This window comes from Streptomyces sp. NPDC005799 (assembly GCF_040630525.1).
GTDB lineage: Bacteria > Actinomycetota > Actinomycetes > Streptomycetales > Streptomycetaceae > Streptomyces > Streptomyces griseorubiginosus_B.
Window position 1 is genome coordinate 12133 of the sequence record NZ_JBEXXQ010000012.1, and the last position, 13835, is coordinate 25967.

Sequence of the window (13835 nt, forward strand, 5' to 3'; positions counted from 1 at the left end):
AGGCACGACGTGGTCCCCATGGGCGACGTCAGTGTACCCCCGGAGAGGCTTGTATCGTTTTCCGTCCGTTCATGAGGGGGGCTGTGAGCCGGTCGTGACCGGTGCTGCACACTGTGCCCATGACACGCATGAGGAAGCTCGCGGCCGCGCTCTTAGCCGCGTCGGCGCTGCTCGTGACGCCCCCCGCCGCCTCCGCCTCCCCCACTCGTTCCGCGCACAACTACCTCGCCCGCGAGACCCTCGACCGCCTCCCCCTGGGGCCGGTCACCGCGGGCCACGGCTGGACCGCCGACACCTCCGGCGGCTCGCTCACCGTCGAACCCGCCACCACCGGCCATGGCCGCGAACTGCGCCTCCACACGGAGGGCAACGGCCGTGCCTTCCTCGTCTTCCCCGGTCTCGCACCCGCCGGCAACAGCTTCTGGGCCCAGCTGCGTCTGCGCGTCGACCGGTTCCCCACGGCTCCCGACTGGGCGCACTGGACCATCGCGGAGGCCTCCGGCTCCGATGTCCCCACGCTGGTCCGCCCGTTGGGCGGTCAGTACGTGCCCACCTCCGGAGCCAACTTCTGGGGAGTCGGCTCCGACCTCGGCCCCACCGGGGACTGGACCGCATGGCGGACCTCGGCACCCGCCGCGGCGGCCACATGGCAGTGCGTCGAGTTCCACCTCGACGCGAAGGACAACCGCGTCACCGTCTATCTCGACGGTGTCGAGCGGCCCGAGTTGACGGTGTCCACCAAGCAGCACGGCGGCACCGCCGACGGCTTCGTCTTCCCTCACTTCGACAAGCTCAAGCTGGGGTGGCAGTTGTACCAGGCGAACCCCACCCCCTCCGCGTACGACGTCCGCATGGACGACGTGGCACTGAGCAACAGGCGCGTGGGCGGGTGTGCCTCATGACACGAGGACCGACAGGACGACCGATGCGGGGACTGACGCGCCGAGCGCTGCTGGGAGGGCTGGCCGGCGGGCTCGCGGCCGCGACCACCGGGGCGGGCCCTGCCGCCGCGGCCGGGCGGAGCACTCGGGCGGGCCGGGAGCCGTACGTCCCGGTGGCCGTGAGCGGCGGCGGTGGTCCGCTCGGCACGGACCGGGTGCATGTGCTGAAGATCGGCGCCGACAGCGCGCGGACGGTCCTGGTCCTGGTACCGGGCATGTTCGGGGCGGCCAACGACTTCCGGCTGCCGGCCCGGGACGTGGTCGCTGCCGTTCCCGGGGTGCAGGTGTGGGCCTTCGACCGGCGTGAGGAGAACCTGGCCGACCGCTCGGGCTTCGCCACCCCGGACCCCGCCGCGTACTACCTGGACGGCCACTACCGCACGCAGGATCCGGCGGCCTCCGCGTTCGCCGCGCGGTGGGGCCTGGCCCGCACCCTGGAGGACCTCCGGACGGTCGTCGCGGTCGCGGCCGAGGGCGGTCGGCGCCGGGTGGTGCTCGGCGGCCACTCCTGGGGCGCGACCACGGCGATGACGTACGCCGCCTGGGACTTCGACGGCTGCGCCGGATACCGGGATCTGGCCGGCCTCGCGGTGATCGACGGCGGAGTGCGCGGTGCCTTCGGCGGTACGGGGGAGCCGGTCGAGGACTCGCCGGAGCAGGTGCGCGAGCGGCTCGCCGCCATCGACGGCGGAGCGGTCTTCGACCTGACCCTGAGCGCCGTCGGGCTCGGCAGCCGGGCGGAGAGCACCCAGATCTGGTACCAGCTCGCGGGCTGGTACGCGCACCGGGACCCGGACGGCCGGTCGGTCCTGCAGCCCCGGATGCCCGACGCCCTGCGACCGCCCGTACCCGTCACCAACGCCGGTCTGCTGGGCACACTGGTGGACGCCGGGTTCGGCTGGCCGAACGACATCAGCGTGCACTCGGGGCACCTCGCCGACGGCGGCGACGTGCGCGGGTGGGTCGACACCGGTATCACACCGATCGGCCGGGTCGCCGCGACGTACGCGGGCGGCCCGGTACCGGCGGTGTGGGAGTGGTACTGGCCCGCCCGCCTCTCCGTCGACCTCGACGTCGCCGACGTCTACCGGGACACCGACCTGACCCGCTCGCTCGGGCTGCGGCTGTACCACGCGGCGGAACTGAACACGCCCCTCTACGTGTTCGAGACGAGCTACGCCAAGGGCACGGTCGCCTCGGCCGCTCGCGAAGTCGTGAGCGACTCGCGTATCCCGTACGCGAGATACGCGAGCGACGCCGGGATGAACCACCTCGACCCGCTGTTCGCCGCGACCGCGCACAACACCCTCACCCACACCCTCACACCGTTCCTCACCGGCCTCGACTGACGGCTCACCGCGGGACGGGCGGTGTCGGCGGGGCGCGCACGCTTCGCCGACACCGGGTCGGTACACGGCGCTTGGCGCTACCGAACAGGGGAGAGGAGCAGTACGGCGACGGCGACCGCGAGGGTCAGGAGGCCGCCGCCGGTGATCGTCCAGGTCGTACCGAAGACGGCACCGGCCGTGCCGTGGGCGAGGCCGCCCCCCATACGGCGATCGAGACGCCGATCGCCACGCCGTGACGAGGCGACGCGAGTGAACAGGCCGGAGAACAGGGCCGCCAGCAGACCGCCGGCCGAGAGCGCGGCGTACAGCACGCCGATGTCGGACGGGTGGAAGGCGCTCCCGGGGTTTTCCTCCCGCCGCGTCCGTGGCTCTGGCAGGATCGTTACTCCTGTCACTCTGGCAACGGAGGTCCGGTGCACGGACGGTGGCTGTTCCTGTCGGCGGCCGTGGTTCTCATCGTCGCTTCCCTGACGGTGGTGATCCTCTCCGGTCACCAGGCCGACGCCGGGCGGGTCTCGGCCGCGCCGACTTCCGCCACGGGCGCGGAGGTCACTCCCGCGTCGGCCTCACCGACTCCCTCCGCTCGTGCGACCGAAGCATCGCCGAGTGTGTCCGCGGGACGCACCGCGAGCAAGAAGTCCCCGTCGGCGACCGCTTCTTCGGCGACCGCCCCGCCGCTGAAGGCGTCCGCCGTGCCGGTCGGCCAACCGGCTTCCGGTGCGGCCCCGTTGGCGGGACGTATCCGCCCCGGCGTCACCCACCGGGGGGTCGCCACCTTCTACCAGACCGACGGCACCGGGGCGTGTCTGTACGACGCGAGCAGTGACGTCCTGACCGGGGCGATGAACACCGCCGACTACGAGGGGTCGAAGGCGTGCGGGGCGTATGTGGTCGTGCGGGCCGCGAGCGGTGCCTCCGTCACGGTCCGCATCACCAACGAGTGCCCGGGCGACTGCGCCGTCGGTCAGATCGACCTCAGCGCACAGGCCTTCGCCAAGCTCGCCGCGCCCTCGGCCGGCCGTGTCCCGATCACCTGGGAACTCGCGAGCCCCGGCGACGTCGGCACTCTCTCGGTTCGCTACAAGACCGGGTCCACGCGGTACTGGTGCGGCATCCAGGTCATCGGCCACCGAAATCCCCTCGCCCGGCTGGAGGTTCGCGCCGGCAGTGGCTGGCGGCAGCTGGCGCGCGCCGACTACAACTACTTCCTCGCCGAGGACGGGGGCGGCTGCGGGGGCCCGATCAGGATCACCGACATCTACGGCGAACAGCTCACCGTCGACGGCATCGCGATCCGGCCCAACGTCGTGCAGCCGACCCGGGTCCAGTTCGCCCGGCACTGAGCGCCGTCAGCTCCGGTACCCGCGCAGCTTCCGGTACAGGGTGGCGCGGGCGATGCCCAGGGCCGCCGCCGTACGGGCCTTGTTGCCGCCGTGCAGGCGCAGCGCCTCCAGGATGGCGGCGCGCTCGGCGTGTTCCATCGGGGTGAGGGGGCGGGCCGAGGGCCCCTCGCGCACGGGATCCGGCAGTTCGGCGCGCCGGACGGGACCGGTCACCCCGCGCTGTTCCGCCAACGCCCGTACCAGATGGGCGAGTTCGGTGACGTTGCCGGGCCAGGGGTGCTGCTCCAGGGCGCGCAGCGCCTCCAGTGTCCAGGTCACCGGCGGCCGGCCGGGCGCGGGCCTGGGGGTGAGGGCGGACAGCAACTCCCGTACGTCCTCCGGGCGTTCGCGGAGGGCGGGGAGGGGCACGGAGCGTGCCGCGAGGGTGTCCAGGAGCCGTTGGAGGCAGGGGCCGGGCGGTGTGCCCGGGGTATAGGTGAGCAGAAGAGGCGCGTCGGGGCGTGTGGCGAGCAGTGTGTTCAGGAGAGCTGTGTCGGGTTGGGTGAGACGTTCGGCGTGGCGGATGAGGACAGGGCGGTCCTCGTGCCGCAACGCCCAGATGTCGCGCGGCAGTTCGCCTTCGGCCGCGTCCACGACCAGGGGGTTCGCGACCAGCTCGCGGGCGAGCGAGGTCTTCCCGGTACCGCGCTCGCCGACGATCAGCAGTGGTTCCGGGGATCCGGCCAACTCCACTGCACGGTCCACCGCATGGCACCACGGCACCGAACGCCCGGCCAGACCGACGGCGTGCCGCGGGGCGGCAGGCACCTTCGCGGGCCCCGCCTGCTCCACCACACCGACCGCCCCGGCCACCAAGCCCAGGTGAAGGACCGGAGCCAGGGTCGCCGTGCGGGCCGGGAGACGGATGCGGTACGAGGCCTCAAGTCCCGTGCCGGAGGCGGACACCGCCGCCCGAGGCACCGTGTGCGCCTCGCCGCCCCAGTCCCGCAGCAGCGCGACCGCGTACCTCTCCAGCGTGTCCAGCTCCTCGGGTGACAGGAGTCGTGCCGCGGCCTCGCTGACGAGCCTGCTGCGGCCGTCGAGGGCCAGGGCCGCGCGTCCCGTTGCGCCGGCGGCACGCAAGTAGGCGTCCAGCAGCGCCCGTTCGGCCGCCCGGGAGCGGGACAGCAGCTCGGCCTCGACGGCGAGCGCGGCGGCCTCGGCGAGCGCGGCGCCGGGATGCGGTGCGTTCTCGGCGCACAGCTCGGAGGCCACCGTCACCGTGCCCAGGAGGTGTCCGGTCTCCGGGGCCCTCACCGGCACGCTGACCGCGGAGACGTTCTGCCATGCGTCGAGGAAGTGCTCGGGGCCGTGCAGCTCGGCACGGCCGTGCGTGTGCAGGGCGCGGGCCGCGCTGTTCGGGCCGACGGCCTGCTCGGAGAGGTCGGGGCAGGGACGGCTCGGGCCCAGTCCGCCGGACCACAGCACCCGCAGCCGCTCGTCGGTGAGCACCAGCGAGGTCCGGCCGGTGCCGAGTGTGGGGGCGATCCGGTCGAGGACGGGCCGGGCGGCGGTGAGCAGAGGGGGCTCCGGCGCTCGTACTGAAGGAGGAGGCGGCGCGAGGGCCTTGGTGTCGGGTCGTACGCCGAAGAACCGGGCACGCCTCCAGGCGGCGACGACGTCCTCGGGCACGCCGTCCGGGACTTGCTCGCCCCGCAGGAACAACTCCCGGGCCCTGCGCAGCGTTGCGAGGGTCGGGCGGACGGCGGGGCGCTCTGCGGTGGTCACGGCGGGGTTCACCCTACCGGGAGCAGTTGAACACGCAACCATAGGTCCGGGAGGCGCACTGTCTCTTATTGAGACACCCGCGCCGCCGCCCGGGCGTACACGATCTTGAAGAGTCGGCGCCTGTTCTCAGTCCCTGGAGCGTTCCCCGTGCACACCGTCGAGCCCGATGTCGTCACCGACGTACTGATCGTCGGCAGTGGCCCCGCCGGCGCCTCCGCCGCGCTCGCCCTGAGCACCTACGGCGTGCCGAACGTCGTCGTCACCCGCTACGCGAGCCTCGCCGACACGCCCCGGGCGCACATCACCAACCAGCGCACCATGGAGGTGCTGCGCGACCTCGGCGTCGAGGACGAGGTGATCGCCAAGGCGACCCCGCAGCAGCTGATGGGCAACACGACCTTCTGCACCAGCCTCGCCGGCGAGGAGCTGGGCCGGGTGCGCTCCTGGGGCAACGACCCGCTCGTCCAGGCCGCCCACGAACTCGCCAGCCCCACCCGGATGTGCGACATGCCCCAGCACCTCATGGAACCGGTGCTCATGGACGCGGCGGTCGCGCGCGGCACGCGGCTGCGCTTCAGCACCGTCTACAAGTCCTTCGTACAGGACGCCTTCGGCGTGACGGTCACCGTCGAGGACCGGCTGCGCGGCGACGAGTACACCATCCGCGCCAAGTACCTCATCGGCGCCGACGGCGGGCGCAGCAAGGTCGCCGAGGACGCCGGACTGCCGATGGGCGGCCAGATGGGCGTGGCCGGCAGCATCAACATCGTCTTCGACGCCGACCTGTCCAAGTACACGGCCCACCGGCCGTCCACCCTGTACTGGGTGCTGGCGCCCGGCGCCACCGTCGGCGGCATCGGCGCCGGCCTGGTGCGCTGTGTGCGGCCGTGGAACGAGTGGCTGATCGTGTGGGGGTACGACGTGACGGCCGGCGCCCCTGACCTGACCACCGAGTACGCCGAGACGATCGTGCGCCAACTGGTCGGCGACGACGAGATCCCGGTGACCATCAAGTCGTCCTCCGCCTGGACCGTCAACGAGATGTACGCCGAGACCTACGCGAGCGGCCGGGTCTTCTGCGCCGGCGACGCCACGCACCGCCACCCGCCGTCCAACGGCCTCGGCTCCAACACCTCCATCCAGGACTCCTACAACCTGGCCTGGAAGCTCAAGCTCGTCCTCGACGGCACCGCGTCCCCGAGGCTCCTGGACACCTACACCGCCGAACGCGCGCCGATCGGCAGGCAGATCGTCACCCGCGCCAACAAGTCCATCGGCGAGACCGCGCCCATCTTCGAGGCACTCGACGGGCTCTCCCCGCAGACCCCCGAGCAGCTGTGGGCCAACATCACCGCCCGCAAGGACGACACGGAGGCGGCGCAGAAGCAGCGGGCACGGCTGCGCGAGGCGATCGCGTTCAAGGTGTACGAGTTCAACGCGCACGGCGTCGACCTCAACCAGCGCTACACCTCCACGGCGATCGTCCCCGACGGCACCGCCGACCCCGGCTTCGACCGCGACCCCGAGCTGTACCACCAGCCGACCTCCCGCCCCGGCGCCAAGCTCCCGCACGCCTGGATCACCTCCGGCACCCGCACCCTCTCCACCCTCGACACCGTCGGACAGGGCCGCTTCACGCTGCTCACCGGCATCGGCGGGACCGACTGGCTGCGCGCCGCCGAGGCCCAGGACCTGGAGATCGCCGCCGTCGTCATCGGACCCGGTCAGCAGTACGAGGACCCCTACGGCGACTGGGCGCGGCTGAGCGAGGTCGCCGACGCGGGAGCGCTGCTCGTACGGCCGGACGGCTATGTCGCCTTCCGGCACCCCACCGCGGCCGGCTCCGGCGCCGAGGCCGAGCGGCTGCTCGGCGAGGCGGTGCGCCGGATCCTCGGCCACACCTGATTCCCCCCACCGCCGACTGAAAGGTGAACCCCATGCCCCTCGGACTGCTCCGGCGGCGACTGAGGAATGCCCCCGGAAGCGCCGCGGGCCTCACGCTTCCCGTTCCGGCCGGGGCGGGCGTCGTCGTACGCGAGGTCATGGACCCCGTGAACCAGCCGCTCGGCGGCGCCGACGTGACGGTGACGGAGCTGCGCGGCCACCAGGTCACCGCACGCGGCACCACGGACCCCTACGGCCTGTTCATGGCCGTGCTGCCGCCCGGAGGCTACAGCCTGATGGTCGTCGCGGAAGGGCTGGAACCGCACCGCGAGACCATCGACGTCGTCGCCGACTCGGGCGCGGCCCCGCAGCGGGTGTGGCTCCAACCGGGCCGGCAGGCCGACCTTCCGGTCCCGGGGACCTGGCTCTTCGACCCGCCGCACACGGCGATCCGCTTCATCGCCAAGCATGTCGGCATGGCCCATGTGCACGGCCGCTTCGAACGCTTCGAGGGCGGCATCCAGGTCACCCAGGACATCGCCGACTCGCGCGTCCATGTGCGCATCGACGCCTCCAGCATCACCACGGGCAACAACACCCGTGACGCACACCTGCGCTCGGCCGACTTCCTCGACGTGCAGCACTTCCCCCACATCGACTTCCGCAGCACCCGCTTCGCCTACCGCGGCGGCAGCAAGTGGTCCCTGCTCGGCACGCTGACCATGCACGGGGTCAGCCGGTCGGTGTCGCTGGACACCACCTACCTCGGCATGGTCAACGGCGGTTACGGTGAGGAGCTGCGCTGCGCGGCCCTGGCCAAGACGGAGCTCCACCGCGAGGACTACACGCTGAACTGGCGGTCGATGCTGGCCCGCGGGATCGCGGTCGTCGGCCCGACGGTCCAGCTGGAACTGGACGTCCAGGCGATGTACCGCACCCACGACACGCCGACCCCGCCCGAGTAGACGTCGCGGGCCGCCCGGGTGCTCCCCCTTGCCCCAGAAGGGCGCCCGGCGCACGCTGGTGCCATGGGTGCGCACGACGGCCCCACGCTGATCACGTCCGTCCAGCGGGCCTTCCGACTGCTGGAGGCGGTGAGCGCGCACGAGAACGGCGCGACCGCCAAGCAACTGGCCCGTGAGACCGGGCTGCCGTTGGCCACCGCCTATCATCTGCTGCGCACGTTGGTGCACGACGGGTACGCGCGGAAGGTGGAGGACGGCAGGTTCGTCCTCGGGGACAAGCTGCACACGCTGGGGACGACGGGGCGCGGGCAGGCGCTGCTCAGCCGGGTGCGGCCCACGCTCGCGGCACTGCGCGACGAGCTCGCGACCGCCGCCTACCTCACCTTCTACGAGGACGGCGAGATCCGCGTCGCCGAGATCGTCGACGGCCCCCGGGCGCCCCGCGTCGATCTCTGGGTGGGCTTCGAGGACGCCGGACACGCCACCGCGCTGGGCAAGTCCGTCCTGCGGGAGCTGGACGACGAGGCCCGCAGGGACTACCTCTCCCGCCACCATCTCGCCGACCTCACCCCACGGACGATCACCAGTCAGCTGGAACTGCTGCGGCGCCTGGACTCCTCACCCGTGGCCCCGGCGGTCACCGACCTCGAGGAGTACTGTCTGGGCACGGTGTGCGTCGCGGTGCCCGTCTACTGCGGGGACACGCTCGGCTCGCTCGGTGTCTCCATGCCGGCCGAGCGGCTGTCCCGGCTGCCGGACGTGAGGGCCCGGCTGCTCCCGACCGCGAGCCGCGTGACCAGGAGCCTCTCGCTCACTATCTGAAATTCCTCTCCTTGTGACGTCCGGGAGCGATTTCGTTTCCTGGAGGAACAAGCGTTTGAGGCGTGGGCCCGGACCGTGCCCCCCACAGGTGAGGACTGCGGACAGAGCATGAGTCAGGCCCGAGAGCAGCTGGCGAGTCAGGCCCGAGAACAGCTGGCCCACTGGGCCTCCGCCCTGCCCGTGCTGATCGTCTGCGCCGTCGTGCTCACCGACCTGGCCGGCGGGGCCGGCATGATCTGGCTGCCCCTGCTGGCCGCCGGTCCCGCCCTCGCAGCCACGACCAACGGGCCGCGCGGTGTGCTGTGCGCGGGTCTGCTCGCCGTGGTGCTGGGCGCGTCCCTGGGCACCCGGGACGGGGTTCCGGGTGGGGAACTGGCGGCCGTCCTGTCCGCCCTGGTGACGGTCACGCTGGCGAGCGGCCTGGCCAGCGTGCTGCGCGGTCGCCGGGAACGCGTGCTGGCGGCGGTCCGCTCGGTCGCCGAGACCGCCCAGCACGCGCTGCTCAAGCCGGTGCCGGCGACCGTCGGCCCCTTCCAGGTCGCCGTCCGCTACAGCGCCGCGGCGGCCGAGGCCCGCATCGGCGGCGATCTGTACGCCCTGATCCCCACCCCGTACGGGGTCCGGCTGATCGTCGGCGACGTGCGCGGAAAGGGACTGCCGGCGGTGGGGACCGCGGCACTGGTGCTCGGGGTCTTCCGGGAGGCCGCCTGGGACGAGCCGGACCTCCTGGCCGTGGTCGAGCGCATCGAACGGAGTCTGGCGCGCAATCTCGGCGCCGACGACTTCGTCACCGCCGTGGTCGCCGGATACCCCCGAGCCGGGCGGCTGGAGATGGTGAACTGCGGGCACGCGCCGCCGCTGCTGGTCCGCCGGTCGGGCGGCAGCCTGAGGGTGGAGCCGGTGGAGCCCGCCCACCCGGCGCCACCCCTCGGGCTGCGCGCGCTGACCGGACACGCTCCCGGCCTGCAGGTGCTGCCGTTCGCCGACGGGGACCAGCTGCTCCTCTACACCGACGGGGTCACCGAGGCCCGCGACCGGGGCCGGGAGTTCTATCCGCTCGGCGAAGGGCTGGCGCGCCACGCCGGCGAGGAGCCGTCCCGCACCCTCGACGCGCTGCACGCGGAGCTGCTGGCACATGTGGGCGGCCGGCTCCACGACGACGCGGCGCTGCTCCTGATCCGCAAACCCGCGGTGCCCGTCATCGCCGGGTGAACGCTTCTTGACCCCCAGTCGGGCCTCCATGATGCTGTGTTGCGACACATGCTGTGTGTGCCGCAATGAGCAACATTCGACTCAGGTCTCGTACCAGCCGAGGAGTGGCCATGACTCATCAGGTCCGCGCTGTCGTCGCCCGGAAGAAGGGCGCCCCCGTCAGCCTGGAGACGATCATCGTGCCCGACCCGGGGCCGGGTGAGGCGCTGGTGAAGGTCGAGGCCTGCGGGGTGTGCCACACCGACCTGCACTACCGCGAGGGCGGCATCAACGACGACTTCCCCTTCCTGCTGGGCCATGAGGCCGCGGGTGTGGTGGAGGCGGTGGGGGAGGGCGTCACCGATGTGGAGCCCGGCGACTTCGTGATCCTCAACTGGCGTGCCGTGTGCGGTCAGTGCCGGGCGTGTCTGCGCGGCCGGCCCTGGTACTGCTTCAACACCCACAACGCGAAGCAGAAGATGACCCTGCTGGACGGCACGGAACTGTCTCCTGCCCTGGGTATCGGCGCGTTCGCGGAGAAGACGCTGGTGGCGGCCGGGCAGTGCACCAAGGTGGACCGCGCCGCCTCGGCGGCGGCCGCGGGGTTGCTGGGCTGCGGGGTGATGGCCGGGATCGGTGCGGCGATCAACACCGGCAACGTCGGGCGCGGTGACAGCGTGGCGGTCATCGGCTGCGGCGGGGTCGGGGACGCGGCGATCGCCGGGTCCCGGCTGGCGGGCGCGGCGAAGATCATCGCCGTGGACATCGACGACCGCAAGCTGGCCACCGCCCGGAAGCTGGGGGCCACCCACACCGTCAACTCCCGCGAGGGCGATCCCGTCGAGGCGATCCGCGAGCTGACCGGCGGCTTCGGCGCCGACGTCGTCATCGAGGCGGTCGGCCGCCCGGAGACCTACCGCCAGGCCTTCTACGCCCGCGACCTGGCCGGCACGGTGGTGCTGGTGGGCGTGCCCACCCCGGAGATGAAGCTGGAGCTGCCGCTGCTGGACGTCTTCGGCCGCGGCGGCGCGCTGAAGTCCTCCTGGTACGGCGACTGCCTGCCCAGCCGCGACTTCCCGATGCTCATCGACCTCTACCTCCAGGGCCGCCTGGACCTGGACGCCTTCGTGACGGAGACGATCGCCCTGGACGAGGTGGAGAAGGCCTTCGAGCGGATGCACGGCGGCGACGTGCTGCGCTCGGTGGTGGTGCTGTGATGGCCGCTGCCCGCATCGAACACCTCGTCACCTCGGGCACCTTCTCCCTGGACGGCGGCACCTGGGAGGTCGACAACAACGTCTGGATCGTCGGCGACGACCACGAGGTGATCGTCGTCGACGCCGCGCACGACGCCGACGCCATCGTCGACACCGTCGGCGGCCGGATCCTGCGGGCGATCGTGTGCACCCACGCCCACAACGACCACATCGACGCCGCCCCTGCCCTCGCCGCGCGCACCGGCGCCCCCGTCCTGCTGCACCCCGACGACCTGCCGCTGTGGAAACAGACCCACCCCGACCGGACGCCGGACGCGGAGCTGGCCGACGGGCAGGTGCTGTCCGTGGCCGGCGTCGAACTGACCGTGCTGCACGCCCCCGGGCACGCCCCCGGTGCGGTCTGCCTGTACGCGCCGGCCCTGGGAGCGCTCTTCAGCGGAGACACCCTCTTCGCGGGCGGCCCCGGAGCCACGGGGCGGTCGTACAGCGACTTCCCGACCATCGTCGAGTCGATCCGCGAGCGGCTGCTGACGCTGCCCGGCGCGACCGTCGTGCACACCGGTCACGGGGAGACGACCACCGTAGGTGCGGAGGCCCCGCACCTGCAGGAGTGGATCGCGCGCGGTCACTGACCGTCTGACCTGCCCGGACGTACCGACCGAAGGGTCGACCCCTGCCCTGAACTTGTTGCTTATTGCGACATCTGTTGCATGAAGAGCAACAATCCGCGGGGGTCGACAAGGCCTCTGAACTCCTTGACAAGGGTTCTGGGGCGACCTCAGACTGATGTTGCGCTTACCGCAATCCGTTTCGTTATACGCACCGAGGTGTCATGATGATTCCCGCGTGCCGTCTCGCGGATCTTCCGCGAGGCGAGGCCTTCCGGCTCGACATCGATCCGCCGGTCTCGGTGTTCCACACCGACGACGGCGAGGTCTTCGCCATCGACGACACCTGCACCCACCAGGACGCCTCGCTCGCCGACGGCTGGCTGGAGGGCTGCGAGGTGGAATGCCCGCTGCACGCCTCGAAGTTCGACCTGCGCACCGGCGCCGTCGACGCCCCGCCGGCCAAGCTCCCGGTGCGTACGCACGAGGTCGTGGTCGAGGACGGGATGATCTACGTGCGGGTGTCCACGGACGCCCCCAACCTGCCGCCCTGCGTCGCCTCCCGGCTGGCCGGAGGTCCCGCGTGAGGACCGTGGCCGTGGTGGGCGCGTCGCTGGCGGGACTGTCGGCGGCGCGCTCGCTGCGGGGGCAGGGCTACGACGGGCGGCTCGTCGTCATCGGCGAGGAGTTCCACCGCCCGTACGACAGGCCCCCGTTGTCCAAGGAATTCCTGGCCGGCACCCTCGGCGAGGCGGACCTGGTGCTGGAGACCGACGACGAGGACCTGGGGGCCGATTGGCTGCTCGGTGCCCGTGCCGTCGGCCTCGACGCCCGCGACCGTGCCGTGCGCCTCGCCGACGGACGGGAGGTGCGCGCCGACGGCGTCGTCATCGCGACCGGCGCCGCCGCCCGCACCCTGCCCGGCTCCGCGGGGCTGGCCGGGGTGCACACCCTGCGCACCCTGGACGACGCCCGCGCCCTGCGCGTCGAACTCGCCCGCGGCGGACGGCTCGTGGTGATCGGCGGAGGCTTCATCGGCGCCGAGGTCGCCTCCACCGCCCGCGCCCTCGGCCTGGACGTGACGGTGGTCGAAGCGGCTCCGACACCGCTGGCCGGCCCCCTGGGCGAGACCATTGGCGCCCTCGTCTCCGCCCTCCACGCCGACCACGGCGTACGACTGCTGTGCGGGGTCGGCGTGAAGGGGCTGGGCGGCGAGAAGCGTGTCGACGCGGTCCTGCTGGAGGACGGCCGGACGATCCCCGCCGACATCGTGGTCGTCGGCGTGGGGGCACGCCCCTGCGTCGAGTGGCTGGCGGGATCCGGCGTCGACCTCGACAACGGCGTCAAGTGCGGCGCGGACGGCCGCACCAGCCTGGCCGGTGTGGTCGCGGTCGGCGACTGCGCCAACTGGTACGACCCGCGTGCGGGCCTGCACCGCCGGGTCGAGCACTGGACCGGCGCCCGGGAGCGGCCCGGCGCCGCCATCGCCACGCTGCTCGCGGGCGGCGCGGTGGAACCGGGGGTGCCCCGGCCGCCGTACTTCTGGTCCGACCAGTACGGCATAAAGATCCAGTTCGCCGGTCACGCGGCCGGCGCCGACAGCGTGACCATCGAGGAAGGCGCCGCCGAGGACCGCAACGTCCTCGCCGTCTACCGGCGTTCGGGCCAGCCCGTCGCCGTGCTCGGGATGAACCAGCCGCGCCTGTTCACCCGCCTGCGCAAACAGCTCGCCGCGTGAATGACCCCTC

General features: G+C 72.5%; 13 protein-coding genes. 11 read left to right on the top strand and 2 right to left on the bottom strand.

The window, feature by feature from the left end; translation table 11 throughout:
- Positions 1–119 precede the first annotated feature (119 nt).
- On the top strand, positions 120–902 hold the full coding sequence (locus ABZ453_RS13885) for a hypothetical protein (RefSeq protein WP_359014802.1): 783 nt from the start codon (positions 120–122) through the stop codon (positions 900–902).
- A 23-nt stretch (positions 903–925) separates the two neighbouring features.
- The gene (locus ABZ453_RS13890; RefSeq protein ID WP_359014804.1) at positions 926–2290 is read left to right on the top strand and encodes an alpha/beta hydrolase; all 1365 of its coding nucleotides are present in this window, start codon (positions 926–928) and stop codon (positions 2288–2290) included.
- A gap of 77 nt (positions 2291–2367) precedes the next feature.
- On the opposite strand, the gene ABZ453_RS13895 is transcribed toward ABZ453_RS13890, so the two are convergent.
- Positions 2368–2685, bottom strand: coding sequence for a hypothetical protein (locus ABZ453_RS13895; RefSeq protein WP_359014806.1), 318 nt, complete (start codon positions 2683–2685; stop codon positions 2368–2370).
- An 18-nt stretch (positions 2686–2703) separates the two neighbouring features.
- Here ABZ453_RS13895 and ABZ453_RS13900 point away from each other — a divergent pair, with 18 nt between their 5' ends.
- Entirely contained in the window at positions 2704–3633 is a 930-nt protein-coding gene (locus ABZ453_RS13900) for an expansin EXLX1 family cellulose-binding protein (protein WP_359014808.1), read from the top strand.
- A 6-nt stretch (positions 3634–3639) separates the two neighbouring features.
- Here ABZ453_RS13900 and ABZ453_RS13905 read toward each other — a convergent pair whose 3' ends face one another.
- On the bottom strand, positions 3640–5442 hold the full coding sequence (locus ABZ453_RS13905; protein WP_359014810.1) for a helix-turn-helix domain-containing protein: 1803 nt from the start codon (positions 5440–5442) through the stop codon (positions 3640–3642).
- A gap of 105 nt (positions 5443–5547) precedes the next feature.
- Between ABZ453_RS13905 and ABZ453_RS13910 the strand changes: the two genes are divergently transcribed.
- The 8 genes from ABZ453_RS13910 (at position 5548) to ABZ453_RS13945 (ending at position 13825) form a co-directional block, all read left to right on the top strand.
- Positions 5548–7305: an FAD-dependent monooxygenase gene (locus tag ABZ453_RS13910; protein WP_359014812.1), complete on the top strand. Its 1758-nt coding sequence runs from the start codon at positions 5548–5550 to the stop codon at positions 7303–7305.
- Between the two features lie 32 nt (positions 7306–7337).
- Entirely contained in the window at positions 7338–8249 is a 912-nt protein-coding gene (locus ABZ453_RS13915) for a YceI family protein (RefSeq protein ID WP_359014814.1), read from the top strand.
- Between the two features lie 63 nt (positions 8250–8312).
- Positions 8313–9071: an IclR family transcriptional regulator gene (locus tag ABZ453_RS13920; protein WP_359014816.1), complete on the top strand. Its 759-nt coding sequence runs from the start codon at positions 8313–8315 to the stop codon at positions 9069–9071.
- A 108-nt stretch (positions 9072–9179) separates the two neighbouring features.
- Positions 9180–10283 (top strand): PP2C family protein-serine/threonine phosphatase, encoded by a 1104-nt coding sequence (locus ABZ453_RS13925; RefSeq protein ID WP_359014818.1) that lies wholly within the window; start codon positions 9180–9182, stop codon positions 10281–10283.
- Between the two features lie 110 nt (positions 10284–10393).
- Positions 10394–11479, top strand: coding sequence for an S-(hydroxymethyl)mycothiol dehydrogenase (locus ABZ453_RS13930; RefSeq protein WP_359014820.1), 1086 nt, complete (start codon positions 10394–10396; stop codon positions 11477–11479).
- Positions 11479–12111 carry an MBL fold metallo-hydrolase gene (locus ABZ453_RS13935; protein WP_359014822.1) on the top strand — a complete coding sequence of 211 codons (633 nt, stop codon included), beginning with the start codon at positions 11479–11481 and terminating at the stop codon, positions 12109–12111. Before ABZ453_RS13930 ends, ABZ453_RS13935 begins: the two co-directional genes overlap by 1 nt.
- Before the next feature lie 200 nt (positions 12112–12311).
- Positions 12312–12674 (top strand): bifunctional 3-phenylpropionate/cinnamic acid dioxygenase ferredoxin subunit, encoded by a 363-nt coding sequence (locus tag ABZ453_RS13940; RefSeq protein ID WP_133045065.1) that lies wholly within the window; start codon positions 12312–12314, stop codon positions 12672–12674.
- The gene (locus tag ABZ453_RS13945) at positions 12671–13825 is read left to right on the top strand and encodes an FAD-dependent oxidoreductase (protein ID WP_359014825.1); all 1155 of its coding nucleotides are present in this window, start codon (positions 12671–12673) and stop codon (positions 13823–13825) included. The genes ABZ453_RS13940 and ABZ453_RS13945 overlap by 4 nt, the downstream gene beginning before the upstream one ends.
- Positions 13826–13835: the final 10 nt, after the last annotated feature.